This is a genomic window from Variovorax sp. Varisp85 (assembly GCF_047304045.1).
Classification (GTDB): Bacteria; Pseudomonadota; Gammaproteobacteria; order Burkholderiales; family Burkholderiaceae_C; genus Variovorax.
Genome location: NZ_JBGLYN010000035.1, coordinates 14,627 through 34,039 on the forward strand (window position 1 = coordinate 14,627; position 19,413 = coordinate 34,039).

The following is a 19,413-nucleotide window of genomic DNA, read 5'->3' on the forward strand; positions in this document are numbered from 1 at the left end:
GGTCAGTGGCTCGCACCGCGAGCGTTTTCGGCGGCCTTCAGCAGGACCCGTTCGCCCAGCACCGCCGCCAAGTGGCGGCGGAAAGAGGCGGTGGCATGGATGTCGTCGCCCGGCTCGCAGCGCGACGAGGCCGAGTGGGCGATCTCGCGCGCGGCCGACGCAGTGATGCGATGGCCGACGAGTTGCGAGGCGAGCTCGGGAAACACCATCGGCGTGCCGTCCACGCCACCGAAGCCGAGGGCGACTCGTCGGCAGACACCAGCCTCATCGAGCTGCAGCTGGCAGGCGGCCGATGCCATCGCAAAATCACCGTGCCTGATGCTGGTCTCGTCGAAGGCACTGCCTGTGTGCGCGCCCTTCCAGACCGGCCAATCGATGGCGACCAAGCATTCGGTCTCGGCAGTGGCAGTGAACATCGGGCCCTGGAAAAACTCCGCCGCATCCACGACGCGCACGCCGTTTTGGCTGCGCAGGTGCAGCCGGGCTGCCAGCACGCTGGCCGCCAGCGGCAGTTCGGCGGAAGGATCGGCGTGAACAAGGCTGCCGCCCACGGTGCCGCGATTGCGCGTCTGAATGTGGCCGACCCAGGCCAGCGCTTGCGCAACCAGCGGAAGTCGAGACCGGAGACCTTGATCGTGCTCGACATCGCGCTGGCGAGTGCAGGCACCCATCCGGACGGCGTCGGCGGCGTTCTCCACACCTTTCAGCGCAGTCAGTCGGTTGATGTCCACCAGCACCGAGGGCCGAGCAAGACGCATGGCCATCATCGGCACCAGACTCTGGCCGCCTGCCACAAGCTTGGCGTCGGCGCCATGCTGCTGCAGGACCTCCAGCGCGTGAGCTTCGCTCTCGGCGCGGATGTAGTCGAACGGGGCTGCTTTCATGACTGCCGATCATCGACACGCCGGGCGATCGCGGCAAAGGACGATTCTTCACGTGGCGTGAGCTAAAGTCACTCGACTGCCGGAACACCTTTCGCCACAATAAACAGGTCATGATCAGAAAACTCCCGCCCTTGAATGCGGTACGTGCATTTGAAGCCGCGGCGAGACACGTCAGCTTTACCAAGGCTGCCGAAGAACTCAGCGTCACTCACGGCGCGATCAGCCGGCAGGTAGCCTTGCTCGAGGATTGGTTCGGTCGACCACTGTTCCGGCGGTCTTCCTCGCAACTGACGCTCACCGACGCCGGTCGCAGCTATCTTCCCGAAGTCAGCGCCGCATTGGACCGACTGGCCTTGGCCTCGATGTACATGCTGCAGCAGCAGTCGCCGACCAGCCTGCGAGTGAGCGCTCCACCCACCTTCACCATGCGTTGGCTCATCCCCCGCATGTCAGGCTTCCAGCGCCGCCGACCGGACGTCGAGATCCGGCTCTCGACCTCGATGGAGCGGCCGAACTTCCAAGCCAACCTGTACGACGTAGCCATCCGAGGTGCCCATGAAGCCCCCCTGGACTGCGGCGCGGTGCGGTTCATGTCGGAACACATCCTCCCTGTCTGTCACGTGGATGCACTGAACGGAGGGACTCTGCTGGAGCCGAAGGACATCACGCGGTTCACGGCCATCAGCTATGCAACCGAACCCTACCCTTGGCAGGAGTGGCTGCAATCAGCTGACGTTGCGGATCTGCGTCCTGCAAACACGCTGAAATTCGAGCAGATGTACTTCGCATTGCAGGCAGCCTGCGAGGGCCTCGGTATCGTGCTCGTGCCGCTGTTCCTGGTCCTCGACGAAATCATCGCCGGCAAGTTGTGTGCACCCTTCGGCCCTTTGGGAATCAAGCGCCGCGACTATTACGCCAGTTTCCCGTCTGAATCGGACGCCTATCCGCTCATCGCCAAGTTCTGCGAGTGGCTCCAGCAGGAAGGGCGCGACACGGAGAGCTCCATCGAGGAATGGGCTCGGTCGCAAGGCTGGGACCTGTAGTCACCGTGTATCTATGACTTCGCAGGCACCTGCTGGCGGTACTGCGTCGGACTAAGACCTGTCCACCTCCGAAATGCCTTGCGAAAGTTTGCGGCTTCGGAAAAGCCTACGCGCTCGGCAATCTCGTCGATCGACAAGGGAGAGTTTCTCAGCAGGCTCGCAGCGATGGCTTGTCGAACCTCGTCGGCGATGGCCTGGAAACCAAGTCCGTCCTCGGCCAGTCGCCGGTGCATGGTCCGCACCGACAGGCCGAGTGATCGAGCTACCGCATCGGCATTCGGCATCCTGCCTTGGTTGCTGAGACAAGCGGCGCGGATCTGATTACCGAGTCCTCCGCCCTCGGGCTGGCTCCTCATGATCTGGTCGCAAAAGCTCGCGCAAAGTTTGGCCGTCACCGGATTCGCGCCGGGACAAGCCATGCGCAACACGGCGGCGTCGAATTCCCATTCGATACGTGGAGCGCCGAAGTGCACCGGGCATCGGAACATGCGCTCATAAGCAGCGGCGTGCACCGGACGCGGATAGGGCAGGCGCAGGCACTGCGAAGGAAACGGTGCCGCGAGGATGTTGGTCGCGAGTTGGAGCATCGAGGCGAGCCAGAACTCGGTGGCCAACGGCAGCACCGGACCCAGCGAGAGAACGTCGGCTCCTTCGAGCAGTGCGGTATCGCCCAGCAGACGAAAGCGCTTGTGGACCACCGGCCCCGCCAGCTTCAGGTACTTCATGCCAAGTATCACTGCGTCGCCGAAGGCTGCGCTGCTGGTCAGCGCGTAGCCGTACACACCGAAGTCGCTCAGGCGCTGCCGCGCGCCGGCACGCAGACCGACGTCGGGCAGCTTGGCCATTCGCTGTGCGTTGCGGAAGATCGTGATCTTCTGTCGATGTGACATGCGCACTTCGGGGTCCACTAACTGCCCCGCTTCCAGCCCCGACCCGCCGAGCACCACCTCGGCGCTCACACCCTGGCCAGCCATTTCGGCCAGGAGCGCGCCCAGGCCCAGCACCGAGTGCACAGGCGCCTCCAACTCCATTCCATAGCTGCCTACCAGTTCGAAGCCGGCGGACTGCATCTGACACCGTTGCATTGAGCTTGGCAATTTATGACCTCTGTTGGCAGTATGAGACCTCGTTGAAGCCCTGCGTCATCCGTAGATTTCGCTCGCCCACACGCCACCCCTGTCCCCACGACCCTGCGGCATGTGCGAGCGCCCATCCAACCGACGAATGACCGGAGACACTTCCATGGAAACCGAGCTGCGCTTGCGCGGGCTTTTCGATCGCCAGAGGGCAGCTTTTGCCGCCCAACCCTTTCCGAGCGACACACAGCGAAAGACGCATCTCCGAACACTGAAGAGCCAGTTGCTGCGCTATCAGGACAAATTGGTGGCCGCCATCAGCCGCGACTTTGGATTCCGGGCACCCGCCGAAACCCAGATGATGGATGTGCTGGGCTCGGTGCTGGAGATCAACCACGCTCTTTCGCATGTGGGCCGCTGGATGCGTTCGCGCCGGCGATCGACCGAACTGCTGTTCATGAGCAACAGCCTGCGCGTGCACTATCAGCCCAAAGGCGTGGTGGGCGTGATCGCGCCCTGGAACTTTCCGGTCTACCTGGCGCTGGGGCCGCTCGCGGCCGCTCTCGCAGCCGGCAATCGCGTGCTCCTCAAGCTCTCGGAATCCACGCCTGCCACCAATGAGGTGCTGGCAACCCTGCTGGCGGAAGCGTTTTCTGAGGAATGGGTTGCGGTAGTGGGTGCGGAATTGGAGGACCCGAACCTCTTCACCGCCCTGCCCTTCGATCACATCGTCTTCACGGGCTCGCCTTCGGTCGGACGCGCTGTGATGCGCACAGCGGCCCAAAACCTGACTCCCGTCACGCTCGAGCTGGGCGGCAAGTCCTCTGCATTGTTGCTGCCGGGATGTGATCCGCGCGATGCCGCGAGCCGGATCGCACATGGAAAGGCCATCAACGCCGGGCAGATCTGCATCGCACCCGATTACGCACTCGTGCCGCGGGCGCAGGTAGAAGCGTTCGTCGAGGGCGTGAAGGATGCCTTTGCACGGCTCTACGGCCCGAGCGTCTGTGATCACCCGGACTACACCGCCATCGTGAACGAACGCCACGGTCAGCGCATCCGGGACTTGCTGGATGACGCGCGAAGCAAGGGTGCCAATGTGATTGCCTGTGCCGAGCCGGGGGCCGGCAGGCGCGTTCCCCTGCATATCGTCACAGGTGTGCGCCAGGACATGCGGATCGCTCAAGAAGAAATATTCGGCCCTATCCTGCCGGTGTTGGGCTATGACAGCCTCGACGACGCGCTCGGCATCATCAATGCCGGCCCGCGCCCGCTGGCCCTGTACTGCTTCGGCCATGACGCGCGCGCGCGGCGTCGCGTGCTGGAGCATACGCACTCGGGCGGCGTGACGATCAACGACTGGGGCTGGCACGTGCTGAACCATGACGCGCCCTTCGGCGGCATAGGCAACTCGGGCATGGGCAGCTATCACGGCGAGGAGGGCTTCCGCGAGCTGTCGCATGCACGAACGGTCTTCAAGCGCCACCGCTGGTTCCCCGTGGGCCTCTTCTATCCACCGTACGGCAGCTTCGTGCAGCGGTTGATCCTGCGCCTCTGGCTGGGACGCGGCGATCCGTCGCTGTCGCCGTCCCCGCCGCGGCCATCCCAGGCCTTGGGGAGTTCCGCCCGATGAGCCAGCAGACCTTCGACTACGTCGTGGTCGGTGCGGGGGCAGCCGGATGCGTGATTGCCTCCCGCCTGAGCGAGGATGCCAAGACCAGCGTGTGCCTGCTCGAGGCCGGTCCGCCTGATCAGAGTGTCCTGATACGCGCGCCTGCCGGTGTCGTCGCCATGGTGCCGACCCGACTGAACAACTATGCCTACGAGACGGTGCCGCAGCATGGTCTGGGCGGGCGGCGCGGTTATCAGCCCCGTGGCAAGGTACTGGGTGGCTCCAGTTCCATCAACGCCATGCTGTACGTGCGCGGCCATCGCTGGGACTATGACCATTGGGCCGAGCTCGGCAATCCCGGCTGGTCGTACGACGAAGTGCTGCCCTACTTCCGACGCTCGGAAAACAATGAGCGGTTCGGACCGGACGACTTCCATGGCCGAGGCGGGCCGCTCAGCGTGGCGGACTTGCGCAGTCCGAGTCCCATCAATCAGGCCTTCCTCCAGGCAGCGACAAATCAGGGCGTCTCTCGCAACGAGGACTACAACGGCGCCGAGCAATTCGGCAGCTTCCACTACCAGGTGACGCAGAAGAACGGCGAGCGCTGCAGCGCCGCCAGCGCCTACCTGACCCCACATCGCAGCCGGCCCAACCTGCATGTCAAAACCGGCACGGTGGCCTCCCGCATCTGCTTCAACGAGGGTCGGGCCGTGGGCGTCGAGTTCCTGAAAGGCGGTCAGCTGCACACGGTCCTCGCGCGCCGGGAGGTGATTGTCTGCTGCGGCACCTTCGGCTCCCCGCAGCTGCTGATGCTTTCGGGCATCGGTCCCGCTCACGCACTGCAGCGCGTTGGCATTCCAGTGTTGCATAACTTGCCCGGCGTCGGCCAGAATTTGCAGGACCACATCGACTACGTGCAGGCTTGGTTCGCCCGTAGCGACACGCCAACCTTCGGGGTCTCCCTGCGCGGTATCGGGCGAATCGTCAAAGCGATCTTCGAGTGGCGACGCTATCGCACCGGGCTCATCACCAGCCCCTTTGCCGAGTCCGGCGCCTTCGCGCGCTCCCGCGCCGACGTGGCTGTGCCCGACCTGCAGCTGATCTTCGCGGTGGCCATCGTGGACGACCACGCGCGCAAGATGCACCTGGGTCATGGCTTCAGCTGCCACGTGTCGGTCTTGCGTCCCAAGAGTCGCGGCAGCGTCACCCTGGCCTCCCGCGATCCGCGTGCAGCTCCAGTGATCGACCCCGCGTTCTTCAGCCATCCAGACGACATGGCACTGATGCTCAAGGGCGCGCACTTGATGAAGTCCATCCTCGGCGACCCCGCGCTGGCGCCCTACCGCGGCCGGCGCATGTTGTACCCGGTGCGTCCGGGCGACGAGGCTCATCTCGAAGCCGACATCCGACAGCGCTCCGACTCGCAGTACCACCCGGTGGGAACCTGCAAGATGGGCCCGGCCCACGATACCGGCGCAGTTGTCGACGCCGAGTTGCGGGTTCATGGCGTGAGCGGCTTGCGCGTGGTGGATGCGTCGATCATGCCGACTCTGGTGGGGGGCAACACCAGCGCGCCCGCGATCATGATCGGCGAAAAGGCGGCTGCCATGATCCGCACCGATGGAGCATGAGAGTCAGGCCCGGCGGCGCATCAGCCGGGCCAAGCCTCCCGGCAACAGGTAGACGAAAACGATGAGTACCACGCCATAGACTGCCCACGGCGCTGCCTTAGACACCTTCTCGGCCAAATCGGGGACGAACATGATGAACACGGCCCCGTACAGCGCCCCCCATAGGGTGCCAACGCCGCCAACGACGATGCCTACGAGCAGCGAGATGGACAGAAACATGGCGAAGGTGTCGGGCGACACGAACTGGACCGCGACAGCGAACAAGGATCCCGCCACGCCCGTAAACCCGGCCGAGATGCCGAAGGTCACCGACTTGCAGTGGCTGCCCGGCACGCCGATGGCCTCGGCCGCGAGGGGATGGTCCCTCATCGCCCTCATGGCTCGCCCGCTGGCGCCACTGACGAGATTGCGGGCGACCAAGAGCATTAGCAAGCCCACCACGAGAGAGAACACGTAGAACCATTGGTCTGCATCAAGGGGAAGGCCAAACGGCGCCTCGGGCTTGTTCAGCACGATGCCGCTGGACCCTCCCGTCCACGGCTCGAAATGCCTGGACTTCAGCAGCTGCGGAGCGGCAATCCCCAGCGCGAACGTGGCGAGCGCCAGATACAGGCCTTCCAGCCGCAGGGCGGGACGTCCGAACAGGTAACCCACTACCAGCGCGACGGCCCCAGAGATCGGTACGCACACCCAATACGGCACACCATACTTGTCCATCAGGATGGCCGTGACATAAGCACCGACCGCGTAAAACGCACCATGCCCAAGCGAAATCTGGCCGTTGTAGCCGGTCAGCAAATTCAGGCCAAGCAAAGCGATCGCGTAGCTCACGATCATGGTGGCCTGGAACAGCTGGTAGCCCTTGGCGAAGAAGGTCACAGACACGGCCAGAACCAACATTGCAATGAACAGCCGCGGGATCGAGCGCACTACATCAACCTGCGCGGGCTGTGCGGTTGGCAGCGCCTTCAGGGCGGGAGGAATGGCATTCATGGTCGATCTTCCATCAGACACGCTTCACCACCACGCGGCCCAGCAGCCCCGCAGGTCGAAAAACCAGCACGGTCACAATCAGCACCAGGGCCAGCGGCAGTTTCAGCTCCGTGCCGATGACATAGGTTCCGAGCAGGTTCTCTGCCACCCCCACCACGAGGCCGCCGACAACGGCGCCCACCGGGTTGTTGATGCCTCCGACGAGCGCGCCGGCAAATGCGTAGAGCAGCACCCCGCTCATCATGTGCGGGTCGAGGAACAAGGTGGGTGCGACCATCATGCCGGCCACCGCGCCGATCGCTCCGGCCAAGCCCCATCCAAGCATCAGCATGCGGCTTACGGGCACCCCGAGCAGCCGCGCCGAATCGGCGTTCTCGGCAGCCGCGCGCATGGCCAAACCCAACGGCGTCAGCCGCAGGAACGCGAACAGCATCGCGACCAATGCCAGCGTGACGGCCATGGCGCCCAGTTGATGCACGCTGAGCAGCGCCGAGCCGAACCAGGCGTCTGCGGGGAACGGGCTCGGAAAGCGCTTCACGTCAAAGCCGAAAAGCCAGCCCGCCATGCTGTGAAAGACCACCAGCAATCCGATGAAGACAACCACGACACTCAGCTCGGGCGCCTTCTCCAAGGGCCTGACGATGACAAACTGGACCGCCGCGCCCATGGCGAACGACACCAGTACCGTGGCCACGAAGGCCAGCCAATACGGCACCCCCGCCTGCAGCAAAGCCCAGGCAATGAAGGCCGAGAAGGTGGCCATCTCCCCTTGGGCGAAGTTGATGTGGTGGGTGGCCTGGTAGATCATTACCAGGGCGAGCGCCATGCTCGCATACACCCCGCCGGCCGCAAGGCCGGCGGCAAGTTGATGCAGGAACGCTTCCATCTCAATCTCCGAGGTAGGCGCGGCGCACGGCATCGTCTTGCCGCATCTGCTCGCTGGGACCATGCGCGACGACGCGGCCGCCTTCCAGCAGATAGGCGCGCTGCGCAAGTTCCAATGCCAGGCGCGCGTTCTGCTCCACAAGCAGGATGCTCACGCTCTCTTCACGATTGATCTTCGCGAGGATGCCGAAGATCTCGCGCACGATCAGGGGGGCCAAGCCGAACGAAGGCTCATCGAGCAGCAGCAAGCGCGGCCTCGCCATCAACGCCCGTGAAATAGCGAGCATCTGCTGTTCGCCGCCCGAGAGCGTCCCTGCCTGCTGTCGCCGCCGCTCCTTCAGCCGCGGGAAGTAGCCGTACATGCGCTCCAGGTCACCGGCACAAGCGGCCCGGTCCGTCCGCGAGTAGCAACCCAGCCGTAAGTTTTCCTCCACGGTCAGGCCAAGGAAGGTGCCACGGCCGTCAGGCACATGACCGAGCCCGAGCCGGGCGACCTGCTCAGTCGTCTTGCGCTCGATGGCCTCTCCCGCGAGGCTCAGGATTCCCTCGGTCCGCACCTTGGTACGGCACAGCGCCCGCAGCGTGGTCGTCTTGCCCGCGCCGTTGGCGCCCAGAAGTGCGCACACTTCGCCCCGCTCCACGTCGAGATCGATCCCGTGCAGCACGGCGACAGGGCCATAGAAGGCCCGCAGGCCCTTCGCTTCAAGCAGCTTGTCCATCGTTCGCTCCATGAACCTGCTCGCCCAGGTAGGCAGTGATCACGTCCGGGTGCCTGCGCACCTGATCCGGCGTGCCTTCGGCGATGCGGCGACCGAAGTTCAGGGCGACCACCTTGTCGGAAACCCCCATGACGAGCCCCATGTGATGCTCGACCAGCAGCACGGCGAGGGACAACTTGTCCCGCAGGGACACGATCAACTCACCGAGGCTCTCGAGCTCCTCGTGGTTCAGGCCGCAGGCAGGTTCGTCCAGCAGAAGCAAGGACGGCTCGCAGGCCAGCGCCCGCGCCATCTCCACCCGCTTCTGCGTTCCAAAAGGCAGCGCAGCGACGCACCGGTCCGCCACGGCCTGGAGCGACAGCAACTCGATGGCAGCATCGGCCCGCTCGGCCGCGTCCCTCTCCACCTTTCGTGTGCGCTTGCCACCGATCGCATCCAGCAGAAAGCCGGCGTGGTGGTGTGCGTAGGTGCCGACAAGCACGTTTTCACGCACACTCATCGAGTCGAACAGCGCAAGGTTCTGGAAGGTGCGGCCGAGCCCGAGCACCGCACGACGGTGGCTAGACATGCGCGCAAGCGAGTGGCCATTGAATTCGATCGCACCGGCCTGCCACGGGTAAAGGCCCGAAAGGCAGTTGAACAAGGTGCTCTTCCCAGCACCGTTGGGGCCGATCAATCCGCAGACCCGTCCGCGCTCGACGTTGAACGAGACGCCATCGAGTGCGACGATCCCGCCGAAGCGAACCGTCACGCTGTCAATGCGCAGCAAAGGCTCACGAGGCGCCGTGCGGTCCATTGCGGTGCTGCTCAGATTGGGTCCCAGCGAAAAACATCGACAGTGCGGTCCAAGCTGTGGTACTGCGCTCGCAGCGCAGGCAGTGCATGTTCAGCCACGCTACGAGGAGTCCAGCCGTCGCCGCGATGAACCGAGCGCACGGGCCGCGGCTGGCTCATCAAGAAGATCTCGTTGTTGCGCACTGCAAAGATCTGTCCGGTCGTGTCTTCCGCAAGATCGCTCGCCAAACACACTGCTAATGGAGCGATCTTTGCGGGCGTCATTTCCTTCAGACGATTCACTCGTGCCTGTTGTTCCGGCGTATCCGTGGGCATGGAGGCAATCATCCGGCTGAAGGCGAATGGCGCGATGCAATTGGATCGCACATTGAACTTGGACATGTCCAGGGCAATCGACTTGGACAGCGCGGCAATTCCCATCTTGGCAGCCGCGTAGTTCGCCTGCCCTATCTCGCCGATCAGCCCCGAAGTTGACGTCATGTGCACGAAGCATCCGCCCCCCTGCTCCTTGAAATGATTGGCGGCCGCGCGGCTCACGTAATAGCTGCCATACAGGTGCACCTTGATGACGGCATCCCATTGGTCGTCGCCCATCTTGTGGAAGAAGCCATCGCGCAGGATCCCGGCGTTGTTGACGACGATGTCCAGGCGACCGAAAGCATCCAGTGCGCACTCCACCATCCGCCGGCCGGCGACCGGATCGGCCACGCTGTCGGTGTTCGCGGCGGCCTGGCCGCCCAGCGCCTTGATCTCGTCCGCCACAGCCTGGGCCGGCCCCGCGTCCCGGCCCTCGCCATTGAGAGCGGCGCCGATGTCGTTCACAACCACCCGAGCGCCTTCGCGCGCCATGGCCAGGGCGATGTCGCGGCCAATGCCGCCGCCCGCGCCCGTGACCACAGCCACCTTGCCTTGCAGAATGCCCTCGGCGCCTGTCAGCGCTGATTTTGTGTTGTCCATGTGATTGCTCCTGTTGGTGGGCCCTGCCGCCGTCATGTGCCGGCGGGCCAGTTGTAAGGGGGGGCCTGCTTTTCCAGCAGGCGATTGACGGCCAAGCGGTGGCCCGGGGTACTCATGGCCATCGCCTGCGCCTGGGCCTCGGCATCCAGCAAGGCAGCCAGTTCACCGCCTTGCGGCGCCAGGTTGCGCTTGATCATGCTCACGGCGGCAGGCGATGCTTGGACGAAGCTGCGGGCGATGGCACGTGCCCGGGCGAGCAGCGCATCGGCAGCGGCGATCTCTGTGACGATGCCCAGTCGCTGCGCCTCGTCGGCGCCGAATTCGCGGGCCGACAGCATCAGTTCCTTGGCTCGCTGCACACCGACCGCTCTAGGCAGCGTGTAGAGGCAGCCGCAGTCGGGCACGAGACCCACGCGCAGAAACGACGCGCTGAACCGCGCACGCGGCGTGGCGAGCACGAAGTCCGCCGTGAGGGCGAGGCTCAGACCGGCCCCTGTCGCCATGCCATCCACGGCCGCGACCACCGGCCGGTCGAGCGAGATCAGGTCGCGCACCCAGTCGTTCATGTCCTGGAAGCGCTGAAGCCAGCCTTCGTTGTCCAGGCCCGCGCCGGCGAGCGCCCGGAGATCGCCACCGGCACAGAAATGCCCTTGCGAGCCGGTCAGGATCACGACGCGCACGTTGCGGTCGCGTCGAACGGCACAGATCGCGTCCGCCAATTGCGCCCGCATGACGGGATCGAGCGCATTGCGGCGCTCCGGCTGGTTGAGCGTCAGTTCCGCAACACCATCGTTGATGTCGAGCAATACGCTTCGGGGTTCGCTCATGGTGCCTCCTGCGGTAGCAAAATCAGGGCCTCTCCTTCGAGCTTGATCTCGCCCTGCTCATTGGTGCAAGTGAGCGCCACACGGGCCAGTCGCTCCGGCGCCTGTTCGACAAGCTCGGTGACACGCCCGCCACAACGGATGCGTTCGCCAACTCGCGTGATCGCCGCAAAGCGCACGTCCATGCTGCGGATCGCATGCTGAGGCACCCAGCACGTGAGCACGTGGCCCAGCCAGGCCATGGAGAGCATGCCGTGCGCGAAGACGTCCTGCGCGCCGGAGGCGCGGGCATAGTCGATGTCGACATGAATCGGGTTGTGATCCCCTGACGCGCCGCAATAGAGCGCAAGCACAAGTCGCGAAACAGGCTCCGGTTCGAAGACCGGTAGATCTGCCCCCGCCTGCAAGGATTCGAAGGCCTTCATGCGCTTGCTCCAGTCGGGTGGCGCACAACTGTCACGAATCGCAGGTCCGCAACGTGTATGCCCACCTGGTTGCTGACGCGCGTGTCACGCGCGACGAATTCGAGCGCCCCCCCCTTCTTGTCCCAGATGTTCTCGATGCGCGGCGCGAAGGTGAGCACGTCACCTGCGTAGGCCATCGCGTGATACCGGAAGCCCTGCTCGCCATGCAGCAGGAAGCGGTAGTCGAGGCCCAGAAGCTCCCGCACGGCAGCCGGATTGGGTCCGTCCATCTCCAGGCAAAACAGGAAGGTTGGCGGCACGGGCAATCCGCGATACCCCGCGGCGTGTGCGGCCGCCTCGTCCGTGTACACCGGGTCTGGCTGGCTCGTCGCCTTGGCAAAGAACCTCAGCCGGCCGGGTTCCACTGCAATCGAGAACGGCTCTAAGGCACACCCGATAAAACGCTTGTCGATCACGTCGTCCCTTCAAGCGCGCTGGTAAAGCGTGACGACGCAAGCGCCGCCAAGCCCCAGGTTGTGCTGCAACGCCACGCGCGCGCCTTCAACCTGGCGCTGTTCAGCCTGTCCCCGCAGTTGCCACACCAGTTCCGCGCATTGCGCGAGGCCGGTGGCACCGAGCGGATGGCCCTTGGACAGCAGCCCGCCCGAGGGATTGACGACATAGCGGCCGCCATAGGTGTTGTCGCCATCGAGCACGAATTTCTCCGCCGTTCCAGGCGCGGTCAGGCCAAGCGCTTCGTACGAAATAAGTTCGTTGGCCGTAAAACAATCGTGCAATTCAACGACGTCCACGTCTTCGGGGCCGATGGCGGCCCGCTCGTAGACCCACTTCACGGCGTCCACCGTCATGTCGTAGCCCACAAGCTTGCGCATGTCGTTGCTTTCGAAACTGGCGGGCGTATCGGTGGTCATGGCTTGGGCTGCGATCACCACGCTCATGTCGAGCCCGTGCTTGCGCGCGAATTCGGCCGAGCACACGATGGCCGCCGCCGCTCCGCAGGTGGGCGGGCAGCACTGGTAGCGCGTGAGTGGATCGAACACCTTGGGCGATGCCATCACTTCTTCGAGCGAGAGTTCCTGCCGGAACACGGCCAGTGGATTGCGCGCTGCATGCTGGCGCGCCTTGACGGAGATGCGACCAAAGGTCTCGGGCTTGGTCCCGTATTGCGCCATGTAGTCGCGCCCCGCGCCGCCGAAAAATTGGGCGGCCCGCGGAGTTTGCGGCTCGTAGCCCTGGTGCGCGGCCATCGTTTCGGCAAAGCGCTGCATTGGCGAAGGGCGATCCTCGAAGGCGCCCTTCAGTGCGCCCGGAACCATCTGATCCATCCCCAAGGCCAATGCGCACTCCACAGCCCCGCTCTCCACGGCCTGGCGCGCCAGGAACAGCGCACTAGAGCCTGTGGCGCAATTGTTGTTGACGTTGAAGACGGGAATGCCGCTCAGTCCGACTTGGTACATGGCCGCTTGGCCGGCGGTGGAATCACCATAGACGTAGCCAACGTAGGCCTGGTCCACGAGGTCGTAATCCAACCGGGCGTCTTCAAGAGCGAGCTTCACAGCCCGCGCGCCCATGATGTTGTAGGGCTCGCTGGTGCCGGGCTTGGTGAACTGAATCATGCCGACGCCCACGACATGGACGGGACGGTGCTTGTGGGTCATCGATCTTCCTCGGAGGAAATTAAGAAAAGTGGGCTGTCACACGGTTGCACGGGACAGGTATTCGTCGCGCAGTCGGGTCTTCAGAATCTTGCCGGCGGCCGACAGCGGCAAGCTGTCGGCGAAGTCGAAGCTCTTGGGGCACTTGTAGCCCGCGAGACGTGTGCGGCAGTGCTCCCGCAGGGACTCGCCATCGGCAGTTGCGCCTGGCCGCAGAACGATGACGGCATGCACGGCTTCGCCCCACAGGATGCTGGGTATGCCAATCACGGCGCACGACGAGACGGCCGGGTGCGCCATCAGCGCCGCCTCAACCTCCGCGGAGTAGACGTTCTCGCCGCCAGTGATCACCATGTCCTTGAGCCGGTCGACCACGTAGATGTGGCCAGCGGCGTCGCTCCAGCCGGCGTCGCCCGTGTGCAGCCACCCCTCGCGCAGTACGGCCGCGGTTTCGGCAGGCTTGTTCCAATAGCCTCGCATTACCGCCACCCCGCGCAGCACGATTTCGCCGACGGCGCCCGGCGGGAGGTCACGGTCATCGGGGTCGACGATGCGAAGTTCGGCGCCCAGACCGACACGCCCCACGGAACGCGTCACCTCGCCCATTCCCTTGCGGTCTGCCTCGGTGAACGGGCCCAGCACACTCACGACGCCCGAAGTCTCAGTCATGCCATATGAGCTGCAAAAACCCACGTGAGGCAGGGCGCGCATGGCCCGATCGAGCAGCGCGGGTGGCATCGGAGACGCACCGTACGAGAGTCGCTGCAGGTTGCGCAGTCGCACGGCATCGAACGCCGGATCGTCCAGCAGCATCTGCAGCATGCTGGGGACAACGACGATGTCGGTCACACCGTGACGCTCGATCGCCTCGACCACGGCTTCGGGGCGAAACTGCGGCTCGATGACATTGCTGGCGCCGAGCACCAGTTGCATGACAAACCGGAAGAGACCCGAGACATGGAAGAAGGGCGTCACCAGCAAGGCCACACCGTCACGGGGACTAAACATTTCCGCCAGGCGCGTCACTGCACCGCCCCAGAGATTGGCGTGGGAAAGCATCACGCCCTTCGGGAAGCCGGTGGTGCCGCCCGTGTACAGGATGGCCGCCAGTTCTTCGCCGCCGCGCCGCACATCGGCGACTGGCTCGCAAGACTGCACCAGAGCCTCGTAGGAATGAACCCCTTCGGCACGTGGTGCCACGCCGACGTGCACAACTCGGCGCACCACAGCTGCGGCAGTCCGAATCGCATCGACGAGCGGCAGGAAGGTGTCGTCCACCACCAGGACGACAGCCCCGCAGTCCGAGAGCGAGTACGCGATCTCAGTCACGCTCCAACGCGTGTTCACGGGCGTCGCGACCGCCCCAGCCCACCATACGCCCAACAGCAACTCGACATAGCGGTCCGAGTTGTGCGCCAGGATTGCGACGCGGTCACCTGGGCGCACGTCAAGTCCCTGCAGCAGGGACGCCGCGCGGCTCGCGCGTTCAGCCAGTTCGCGAAACGAACTCGTTCTTCCAGCACACACCGTTGCGGGCTTCTCCGGAACCTGCTGCACAGCGCGGTGCAAACCTTGGGTGAGATACATTGCCGTCATTCCAGCGTGATGCCCAATTCCTGCATGAGGACCTTCTCCCGGGCGAATTCGCGCGCCGCGGATTGCGCATAGGCTTCGCTGCCCAGGTACTCGGGTATCTGGTCGTTCTGATCCATCGCACGAACGTAGGCTGGATCGCTCATCGCCTTGTGCAGGGCATCGTGTAGGCGCGCCACGACTGCGGGGTCCATGCCGCGCGGGCCAATCAAGCCGATAGGCGAAGTCACGACGATGTCGTAGCCCAGCTCCTTCAGCGTGGGGACCTGCGGCCAGCGCTTCGGCCGGTTCTCGCCCATGGTGGCCAGGACGCGCACCCTGCCCGACTCGAGCACCCCTCCCCAGCCGGCGTCCGAATACACGCCGATATGCCCACCCAGCAGGTCGTTGGTCACCTCGGCCGTCCCCTTGTAGGGCACGAAGTTCAGGCGCACACCGGCCGCCCGGGCAAGACGTTCCATGGCGACATGGCCGCTGCTGCCACGACCCGTGGCGCCGTAGGCGATGGCGCCGGGCCTGGCACGTGCGTCGTCGAGCATGCCCTTCAGCGTCTTCCAGGGAGCATCGTCGCGCACGACGATCCCGAACGAGAACCCGCTCAGACCGATGATGTAGGTGAAGTCGTGCAGCGGATCGTAGTTCACCTTGCTGAGGTGAGGCAGGCGCAACAAGGTGCGCACTGCCAGCGCGATCGTGTAGCCATCGGGAGGAGCGCTGCGGGCCATCGCGGCCGGCGCGAGCGTACCCCCATTGCCCGGCCTGTTCACAATGATGATGGGCTGGCCCAGGTCCTTCGAGGCCGCGGCGGCGAGCGCACGCAGCTGTCCATCGGAAACGCCGCCAGCTGGGAACGGCAGGATCAACGTGATCGGGCGCACCGGGAAGGCATCGGCCGCACTTGCCGGCGCGGCAACCATCAGCGTGCAAGCCGATGCGAGGGCAAGAAGCAGTCTGCGGCCAAGCAGTGCCGGGGAGGCGTAAGGCGTCGTGTTGCAATGCTTGGGCATGGTCAGTCCTGTGTACCGTCTTGGGAGCGCGCGGAGAAAGCGCCGCTGCAATGTAGGCGCGGGTTCGTGATTACGCGAGGCAAAAACGCTCAAGCTGCATGAGAATTCCTGACGTGTCATCACCGCACTTCCGCCCGATACAGCGTGACGACACAGGTCCCGGTCTCGTGATCGATGGCATGCTGCAAGGCCGAGCGGGCGCCCTCCACCTGCCGGCGGCGAGCGGCGCCGCGAAGCTGCCACACCAGCTCAGCGCACTGCGCAGGCGCATTGGCTGCACCTGCGTTGCCGAGACCGAGCAATCCCCCCGAAGGGTTGATCACCACGAGTCCGCCGTAGGTGTTCTCGCCTTCGAGAACGAATCGTTCTGCACCGCCTTTCGGCACAAGGTGCAACGACTCATAAGCAAGCAGTTCGCTCGCAATGCAGTCGTCATGCAGTTCAACGAGGTCTAGATGCTCCGGGCCGGTGCCGGCTTCTGCGTACGCCTTGCGCGCGGCAATCTCGCTGGCGCGCGGTACATCGAGGGAACCAGCCGTTCGTTCGACGACTTGCGCATCAACCAGAACCCGCTTGTCGAGCCGATGACGACGCGCGAAATCCGTGCTGCACAGGATCACGGCCGCCGCACCTGCACGAGGTGCGCTGAATTGCAAGCCCCTCGGCGAATCTGAGAGCGCATCCGAATCCAGGATCTCCGACAGCCCCAATGCACGTCGGTCGGTCGCAAGCGGATTGTGCGCAGCATGCTGCCAGGCTTTCACCGCGATTCGTGCGAATGTCTCCCTTCGCGTCCCGCACAGGCTCATGCAGGTGCGTGCGACACGACATCGGGCCTCGTCGTGCGCCTCGCCATTCTTCGAGCAGGCGGCACCCGCATGGACCCCCAGGATGAGCGCGCACTCCACCGAAAAGTTCGCCACTGCCTCGCGGGCCCGGTGCAGCGCGTGGGCACCGCCGAGATCGTCCGTGCTCACCCGGAATGCCGGGATGCCGGCCATTTCCGCGGCACAGACCGCGCTGGAAGCCCAGTTCAGATCCTGGATGGCCGAAGCCACGAATGCGCGCTGCACCTGATCGCCGTCGAGTGCAGCATCGGCGAGCGCCGCACGTGCCGCCTGTGCACCCAGCACGGCCGCATTGATATCTGGTTGCGGAGCGGTGAAGGGCCTCCGACCCACACCGACTACATGCACGCTGCGGTTCATGGCCATCACAGTTCGGTCAGCGCCCGTAGACCTTCCCGAACAGCTCCCAGTAGGTGCCATTGAATCGCATCATCTTCATGCGCTCCAACGGAAAGTAGTCATCGGCACTTGTTGTCACGCTGATGCCGGGCAGCAGCATGGGCAACGTGACATCGAGGCTGGCGGCTTGCTTCATGATGTTCTCGTGTGTCAGGTTGTCACCCGCCTGGCGGATCACCTGCACCGTGGCCTGCGCAACCGTGTAGCCCCAGACCACCAGCCAATCCTTCAGATCGGCGTTGGGGTTGTACTTACGCGCCCAGGCCACGAACTCTTCGTATTCTTTTCCCTTCTGCCACTGCGGGTCGGAAGCATCCCGGAAGAAGTTCGCGCTGATGAGGCCGACAGCGCTGTCCACGCCAGCAGGCTGCAAGACGCCGCCAATCGAACTCGACGCATTGATCAGGTAATGGGTCGGTTTCCATCCCAGCTCCGCCGTCTTGCGGATGGCCTGCGAGGCGAACTTGCCAAAAGAGACGTTCAGCAACGTGTCCGCTCCAGAGGCCTTCAGGGCGATGATCTGGCTGTCGATGGTTGGGTCGGTAAATTCGTAGCTGGCGCGGCCTACGATCATGGACTTGGCTTTGGCACCGAGTCCCTCCTCCAGACCTGCGAGGAACTCCTTTCCCACGTCGTCGTTCTGGTGGAAAACTGCGATTTTTGCCGCCGGTTTGGTCTCGAGAAGGTACTGCGCAAAGATGCGAGCCTCGCTGTAATAGTCAGGCGTGAAGCCCATCGAATACGGGAAGGCTTTCGGATCGCCCCACTTGCGCGTGCCTGACGCGACGAACAGCTGCGGCACCTTTTTTGCGTTCATGTACTTCTGCACCGCCGCGCTGGTCGGGCTGCCGATCGACGCGACGATCATCAGTGCCTGCTCCTGCTCCACCAGTTTGCGGGTTTGCTCCACCGTCTTGGGCGGGTTGTAGCCATCGTCCAGCGAGACGAAAACGATCTTTCGTCCATTGATGCCGCCTTCATCATTGACCTTGTCGAAATACGCTTTCATCGCCTTCGGACCGGAACTGGCACTTGAGAGCGCTCCGGAATAAGGGGCGGTGTTGCCGATCTTGATCTCCGTGTCCGAGGCACCCGGGTCGTACTTTTTCTGGGCAAAAGCTGTCGTATGGGCGGCCACAGCCATGACCGCGGCCCAGGCCGCGAATCGGGTAATAGTCATCTTGTCTCCTCGGTGGATTGGATTAAGGTCGCGGTTCGACTAGGCATCCACGTCCGTGGAGAACGCGATCGCCTGCTGCGCCTCTAGCGCCGCGAGGCGTGCCGTCAGCGTCGAATGCAGGGCTTCGTAGGCATCGCTGCCCAGGGCCAGACGACGCGGGGCCTGCGGCTCGTCTGCGCAGGCGATCATGGCCCTCGCAATCTTTTGCGGATCGCCACGGAAAGCCCCTAGACCGGCGGCCGCCATGCGGCGCCGCATCGCGCCGACGGTCGACTCTTCGTAGGCTGATAGCGGTTGTGCGCGCTCAGCGCTCGATCCTGCCCAATCCGTACGCGCGCCCCCTGGCTCCACCAACGTGGCTTGGATGCCAAAGGGCGCGACCTCTGGAATGAGCGCTTCAATGAAGCCTTCGATGCCCCACTTGCTGGCGTGGTACACCCCGAGGGTGGGATACGCGACCTGTCCGCCCACGCTGGATACCTGCAGAATGCGCCCGCCGCCGTGTCCACGCAGGTGCGGCAAGGCCGCCCGCACGAGCCGCATCGAGCCCAGAAGGTTCACGTCGAGTTGGCGTACCAGTTGCTCATCGCTGACTTCCTCGGCCGCGCCGAAGAGGCCGTAGCCGGCATTGCTCACAACCACATCGATGCGGCCAAGATCCGCAACAGCCTTTTGGACGACGCGCACGATGTCGGCGTTGTCTGTGATGTCAAGCTCGCTGCGCCAGAGACGTTCGCCGAAGCGAGTTGCAAGGTCATCGAGCGAGGTCAGGCTGCGCGTGGTGGCAGCCACGCGGTCACCGCGGACCAGGAGCTGCTCTGCCATCGCGCGCCCGAAGCCACCGCTGGTTCCAGTGATCAGCCAGGTCTTGGTCATTTGCGTGTTCA

At 64.4% G+C, this 19,413-nt stretch carries 19 protein-coding genes; 3 read left to right on the forward strand and 16 right to left on the reverse strand.

Going from position 1 to position 19,413, the window contains the following annotated elements:
- Positions 1 to 2: 2 nt before the first annotated feature.
- Positions 3 to 884 (reverse strand): FAD binding domain-containing protein, encoded by an 882-nt coding sequence (locus ACCC97_RS15530; RefSeq protein WP_413333690.1) that lies wholly within the window; start codon positions 882 to 884, stop codon positions 3 to 5.
- Positions 885 to 994: 110 nt separating this feature from the next.
- On the opposite strand from ACCC97_RS15530, the gene gcvA reads away from it, so the two are divergent.
- Positions 995 to 1,927 (forward strand): transcriptional regulator GcvA, encoded by a 933-nt coding sequence (gcvA, locus tag ACCC97_RS15535; RefSeq protein ID WP_413333692.1) that lies wholly within the window; start codon positions 995 to 997, stop codon positions 1,925 to 1,927.
- 11 nt (positions 1,928 to 1,938) lie between these two features.
- On the opposite strand, the gene ACCC97_RS15540 is transcribed toward gcvA, so the two are convergent.
- Positions 1,939 to 2,997 (reverse strand): AraC family transcriptional regulator, encoded by a 1,059-nt coding sequence (locus ACCC97_RS15540; protein WP_413333694.1) that lies wholly within the window; start codon positions 2,995 to 2,997, stop codon positions 1,939 to 1,941.
- 127 nt (positions 2,998 to 3,124) lie between these two features.
- Here ACCC97_RS15540 and ACCC97_RS15545 point away from each other — a divergent pair, with 127 nt between their 5' ends.
- On the forward strand, positions 3,125 to 4,636 hold the full coding sequence (locus ACCC97_RS15545; protein ID WP_413333696.1) for a coniferyl aldehyde dehydrogenase: 1,512 nt from the start codon (positions 3,125 to 3,127) through the stop codon (positions 4,634 to 4,636).
- The gene (locus ACCC97_RS15550) at positions 4,633 to 6,246 is read left to right on the forward strand and encodes a GMC family oxidoreductase (RefSeq protein WP_413333698.1); all 1,614 of its coding nucleotides are present in this window, start codon (positions 4,633 to 4,635) and stop codon (positions 6,244 to 6,246) included. Before ACCC97_RS15545 ends, ACCC97_RS15550 begins: the two co-directional genes overlap by 4 nt.
- A 3-nt stretch (positions 6,247 to 6,249) precedes the next feature.
- Here ACCC97_RS15550 and ACCC97_RS15555 read toward each other — a convergent pair whose 3' ends face one another.
- The 14 genes from ACCC97_RS15555 to ACCC97_RS15620 all read right to left on the reverse strand — a co-directional run bounded on the left by ACCC97_RS15555 (position 6,250) and on the right by ACCC97_RS15620 (position 19,402).
- On the reverse strand, positions 6,250 to 7,146 hold the full coding sequence (locus ACCC97_RS15555) for a branched-chain amino acid ABC transporter permease (RefSeq protein WP_413333767.1): 897 nt from the start codon (positions 7,144 to 7,146) through the stop codon (positions 6,250 to 6,252).
- 106 nt (positions 7,147 to 7,252) lie between these two features.
- Entirely contained in the window at positions 7,253 to 8,125 is an 873-nt protein-coding gene (locus tag ACCC97_RS15560; RefSeq protein ID WP_413333700.1) for a branched-chain amino acid ABC transporter permease, read from the reverse strand.
- 1 nt (position 8,126) lies between these two features.
- Positions 8,127 to 8,843, reverse strand: a complete 717-nt coding sequence (locus tag ACCC97_RS15565) for an ABC transporter ATP-binding protein (RefSeq protein ID WP_413333702.1) — start codon at positions 8,841 to 8,843, stop codon at positions 8,127 to 8,129.
- Complete coding sequence (locus ACCC97_RS15570) at positions 8,827 to 9,639, reverse strand: ABC transporter ATP-binding protein (protein WP_413333704.1); 813 nt, start codon at positions 9,637 to 9,639, stop codon at positions 8,827 to 8,829. Before ACCC97_RS15570 ends, ACCC97_RS15565 begins: the two co-directional genes overlap by 17 nt.
- Before the next feature lie 11 nt (positions 9,640 to 9,650).
- Entirely contained in the window at positions 9,651 to 10,595 is a 945-nt protein-coding gene (locus ACCC97_RS15575) for an SDR family NAD(P)-dependent oxidoreductase (RefSeq protein WP_413333706.1), read from the reverse strand.
- A 32-nt stretch (positions 10,596 to 10,627) separates the two neighbouring features.
- A complete protein-coding gene (locus ACCC97_RS15580; protein WP_413333708.1) occupies positions 10,628 to 11,422 on the reverse strand; it encodes an enoyl-CoA hydratase/isomerase family protein in 795 nt (264 codons plus the stop codon).
- Entirely contained in the window at positions 11,419 to 11,844 is a 426-nt protein-coding gene (locus ACCC97_RS15585; protein WP_413333710.1) for a MaoC/PaaZ C-terminal domain-containing protein, read from the reverse strand. The genes ACCC97_RS15580 and ACCC97_RS15585 overlap by 4 nt, the downstream gene beginning before the upstream one ends.
- Positions 11,841 to 12,299, reverse strand: coding sequence for a MaoC family dehydratase N-terminal domain-containing protein (locus ACCC97_RS15590; RefSeq protein ID WP_413333712.1), 459 nt, complete (start codon positions 12,297 to 12,299; stop codon positions 11,841 to 11,843). The genes ACCC97_RS15585 and ACCC97_RS15590 overlap by 4 nt, the downstream gene beginning before the upstream one ends.
- Before the next feature lie 9 nt (positions 12,300 to 12,308).
- The gene (locus ACCC97_RS15595; protein ID WP_413333713.1) at positions 12,309 to 13,502 is read right to left on the reverse strand and encodes a lipid-transfer protein; all 1,194 of its coding nucleotides are present in this window, start codon (positions 13,500 to 13,502) and stop codon (positions 12,309 to 12,311) included.
- A 36-nt stretch (positions 13,503 to 13,538) separates the two neighbouring features.
- A complete protein-coding gene (locus tag ACCC97_RS15600) occupies positions 13,539 to 15,086 on the reverse strand; it encodes an acyl-CoA synthetase (protein ID WP_413333715.1) in 1,548 nt (515 codons plus the stop codon).
- 5 nt (positions 15,087 to 15,091) lie between these two features.
- Positions 15,092 to 16,099: a tripartite tricarboxylate transporter substrate binding protein gene (locus ACCC97_RS15605; RefSeq protein WP_413333717.1), complete on the reverse strand. Its 1,008-nt coding sequence runs from the start codon at positions 16,097 to 16,099 to the stop codon at positions 15,092 to 15,094.
- A gap of 119 nt (positions 16,100 to 16,218) precedes the next feature.
- The gene (locus ACCC97_RS15610) at positions 16,219 to 17,313 is read right to left on the reverse strand and encodes a thiolase C-terminal domain-containing protein (RefSeq protein ID WP_413333719.1); all 1,095 of its coding nucleotides are present in this window, start codon (positions 17,311 to 17,313) and stop codon (positions 16,219 to 16,221) included.
- Between the two features lie 10 nt (positions 17,314 to 17,323).
- Positions 17,324 to 18,526 (reverse strand): ABC transporter substrate-binding protein, encoded by a 1,203-nt coding sequence (locus ACCC97_RS15615; protein WP_413333721.1) that lies wholly within the window; start codon positions 18,524 to 18,526, stop codon positions 17,324 to 17,326.
- 39 nt (positions 18,527 to 18,565) lie between these two features.
- On the reverse strand, positions 18,566 to 19,402 hold the full coding sequence (locus ACCC97_RS15620) for an SDR family oxidoreductase (RefSeq protein ID WP_413333723.1): 837 nt from the start codon (positions 19,400 to 19,402) through the stop codon (positions 18,566 to 18,568).
- Between the last annotated feature and the right edge of the window lie 11 nt (positions 19,403 to 19,413).

Bases quoted from the DNA above. Each gene is read 5' to 3' on its own strand.
- ACCC97_RS15550 (WP_413333698.1), top strand. From the start codon at position 4,633: ATGAGCCAGCAGACCTTCGACTACGTCGTGGTCGGTGCGGGGGCAGCC.
- ACCC97_RS15570 (WP_413333704.1), bottom strand. From the start codon at position 9,639: ATGGACCGCACGGCGCCTCGTGAGCCTTTGCTGCGCATTGACAGCGTG.
- ACCC97_RS15565 (WP_413333702.1), bottom strand. From the start codon at position 8,843: ATGGACAAGCTGCTTGAAGCGAAGGGCCTGCGGGCCTTCTATGGCCCT.
- ACCC97_RS15605 (WP_413333717.1), bottom strand. From the start codon at position 16,099: ATGCCCAAGCATTGCAACACGACGCCTTACGCCTCCCCGGCACTGCTT.
- ACCC97_RS15620 (WP_413333723.1), bottom strand. From the start codon at position 19,402: ATGACCAAGACCTGGCTGATCACTGGAACCAGCGGTGGCTTCGGGCGC.
- ACCC97_RS15600 (WP_413333715.1), bottom strand. From the start codon at position 15,086: ATGTATCTCACCCAAGGTTTGCACCGCGCTGTGCAGCAGGTTCCGGAG.
- ACCC97_RS15575 (WP_413333706.1), bottom strand. From the start codon at position 10,595: ATGGACAACACAAAATCAGCGCTGACAGGCGCCGAGGGCATTCTGCAA.
- ACCC97_RS15540 (WP_413333694.1), bottom strand. From the start codon at position 2,997: ATGCAGTCCGCCGGCTTCGAACTGGTAGGCAGCTATGGAATGGAGTTG.
- ACCC97_RS15610 (WP_413333719.1), bottom strand. From the start codon at position 17,313: ATGGCCATGAACCGCAGCGTGCATGTAGTCGGTGTGGGTCGGAGGCCC.
- ACCC97_RS15555 (WP_413333767.1), bottom strand. From the start codon at position 7,146: ATGTTGGTTCTGGCCGTGTCTGTGACCTTCTTCGCCAAGGGCTACCAG.
- ACCC97_RS15530 (WP_413333690.1), bottom strand. From the start codon at position 884: ATGAAAGCAGCCCCGTTCGACTACATCCGCGCCGAGAGCGAAGCTCAC.
- ACCC97_RS15560 (WP_413333700.1), bottom strand. From the start codon at position 8,125: ATGGAAGCGTTCCTGCATCAACTTGCCGCCGGCCTTGCGGCCGGCGGG.
- ACCC97_RS15580 (WP_413333708.1), bottom strand. From the start codon at position 11,422: ATGAGCGAACCCCGAAGCGTATTGCTCGACATCAACGATGGTGTTGCG.
- ACCC97_RS15615 (WP_413333721.1), bottom strand. From the start codon at position 18,526: ATGACTATTACCCGATTCGCGGCCTGGGCCGCGGTCATGGCTGTGGCC.
- gcvA (WP_413333692.1), top strand. From the start codon at position 995: ATGATCAGAAAACTCCCGCCCTTGAATGCGGTACGTGCATTTGAAGCC.
- ACCC97_RS15585 (WP_413333710.1), bottom strand. From the start codon at position 11,844: ATGAAGGCCTTCGAATCCTTGCAGGCGGGGGCAGATCTACCGGTCTTC.
- ACCC97_RS15545 (WP_413333696.1), top strand. From the start codon at position 3,125: ATGTGCGAGCGCCCATCCAACCGACGAATGACCGGAGACACTTCCATG.
- ACCC97_RS15595 (WP_413333713.1), bottom strand. From the start codon at position 13,502: ATGACCCACAAGCACCGTCCCGTCCATGTCGTGGGCGTCGGCATGATT.